Origin of the sequence: Actinomadura sp. 7K507, assembly GCF_004348425.1 — a bacterium.
Taxonomy (GTDB): domain Bacteria; phylum Actinomycetota; class Actinomycetes; order Streptosporangiales; family Streptosporangiaceae; genus Spirillospora.
On sequence record NZ_SMKK01000472.1, the window covers coordinates 1 to 2,437 of the forward strand.

Consider the following 2,437-nt stretch of genomic DNA (forward strand, 5'->3'; position numbering starts at 1 on the left):
CCCGTCACCCGGTCCGCTGACGCGGCCTCCAGGCCCGAGGAGGAGGGCACTGCAATAGACTCTCCCCGTGGTGCGGGATATTCATGCCCGCCGCTCCAAGGCGGCCAGGTCCGTGGCCGGTGCGGCTTTCGCAGGTGGCGCGGCGCCGGGTGGCCCCTGGGTGGACACGGCGTGAGACGGCTCAGACGTGCGGTCGCGCTGGCCGCTCTGCTGCCTTGCTTCGCGATGGCTCCGCCGATGACTCTGGGGCCGACGCCCCTGGGGGCCTCGGCCGTGGCGTCGGCCCAGGCGCAGAAGCGGGCCGAGGTGGGGCTCGCGCTCACGAAGGTCAACCCGAAGACGGTCCGCGAGAACTCGAAGATCGAGATCTCGGGGGTGGCGAAGAACCGCACGCACGGCCGGCTCGACGGGCTCAGCCTGAGGTTGCGCTACGGCACGCAGCCGGTCGGCAGCCGCAGCCAGCTCGACCAGTTCGCCTCCACCCGGCCGCAGCAACTGCCCAACATCGGCCCGCAGCAGCGCCTCGGGGACGCCGCCGAACCGGGCGCCATGCAGAACTGGACGTTCAAGACCAGCACCAGGGCGCTGCGGCTGAACACCACGACGGGAACCCCCGGCGTCTACCCGGTGGGCGTCGAGGTGCTGAACTCGGCGCAGCAGGTGGTCGGCGGCGTGACGACGTTCCTGACGTTCATGCCGGAGCAGGCGAACGCCAAGCCGGTGGCGATCAGCTGGGTGTGGCCGCTGATCGACCGGATGCACAGGACCGACGACCAGACGTTCTTCGACGACCAGCTCACCAGCGACATGTCGCCCAACGGGCGGCTCGGCACGCTCGTCGACGCCGCCGCCGCGACCGACACCCCGGTCACGTGGGGGATCGACCCGGCCCTGCTGGACGACGCCCAGCGGATGGCGTCCGGCGACTACACCGTGAACCCCCTCGGCTCGCAGAAGGCGACGAAGAAGCCCAAGAGCACGGTCGCGGCGGCGTGGCTGGCGGACCTGAAGAAGGCGGTCAACGGCGACCCGTACTTCACCGTCCCGTACGGCGACCCCGACGTCGTCGCGCTCGTCCGCCACAAGATGACCCGCGACATCGGCGTCGCCTTCGACGACCGCAACACCGGTGTCGCGACACAGGCTCTCGGGCGGGCGGCGGACGCGCATGTCGCATGGCCGCCGCACGGCGCCGGGGGTCCTGGAACGCTCGAACAGCTCGCCAGGAACACGCTGAAGGACGGCGGGACGTTCCTGATGAGCAGCTCGCAGTTCCAGAACCCCGCGACCGGGGGCCCGCCGAACGCGACCACGACGGTCCAGACGGAGGCGGGCAAGAAGAACGCCCTGCTGTACGACGAGAAGCTCAACAAGATCGTCAGTGACCGCGAGGCGGGGCCGCTGGCGACCGAGCAGCGCTTCCTCGCCGAGACGGCGATGATCGCGGCGGAGGCGCCGAACCTGCAGCGCACCGTGGTCGTCGCCCCGGACCGGCACTGGAACCCCGCGCCGGGCCTCGCCGAGAACCTGCTGAACTACACGCAGGACGCGGACTGGCTGCGGGAGATGCCGCTGAGCAAGATCGAGTCCGCCGCGCCCCAGGCCAGGGCCTTCAACGGCTACCCCGACGCCTACGAGCGCTACGAGCTGGGCGAGGCGCACCTCGCGCAGGTGCGGGCCGCCTCCCGCCAGGCGGCGACGTTCCGGTCCGTCATGACGAACGACATCAACATCTCCTACGAGCGCGCCCTGCTGCGGACGAAATCGGTGGCGTGGCGGGTGATGCCCGGCCGCGCCAAGCGGGCCCGCAACGCACTCGCGGACCGGATCGAATCGGACATGCGCGAGGTCCGCATCGTCACCACCAAGAACAAACGGGTGCTGATGGGGGGCAGTTCGGGCAAGCTGCCGGTGCTCGTCGAGAACACGCTCACCAACCAGTCGGTGAAGGTCCGGCTCGTCGCGACGTCGGAGAACACCGCGAAGCTGCAGCTCGGGGAGCTGGACCGGGAGGAGTCGGTCATCGAGCTGCGGCCCGGCGAGCGGGCGCAGCGGTGGATCCCGGCGCAGGCGGCGGGCAACGGCAACTTCCGCGTGCGCCTGGACCTGGTGATCCCCGAATCAGGCGGCCGGACGCTCGGCGACGGCGAAACCATCACCGTCGTCACCACCGGGTACGGGCGCATCGCTCTGTTCATCACGGGGGGCGGACTTGCCGTACTCTTCGTGGGCGTCGGAGTGCGGGCCATCAGAGCAAGGCGCCGCCGGAATGCAGAGGCAGGCAGTGACGGGTCGACCGGAGTGGGACCAGCAGGGACGGGAGAACCGGGGGACGGGTTCCCCGGCCCCGGGTTCGCAGGGCCCGGGATACCCGCCTCCGAACTCCCCGGGACACCCGGGGCAGGGCTCCCCGCCACAGGGCCCACCACCCCAGGGC

1 protein-coding gene is annotated in these 2,437 nt (G+C 71.0%); it reads left to right on the plus strand.

The features are described 5' to 3' along the window. Positions 1-171: 171 nt before the first annotated feature. Positions 172-2,437: DUF6049 family protein (locus tag E1285_RS46325; protein ID WP_165967044.1), on the plus strand; the 2,266-nt coding region annotated here is incomplete at its 3' end.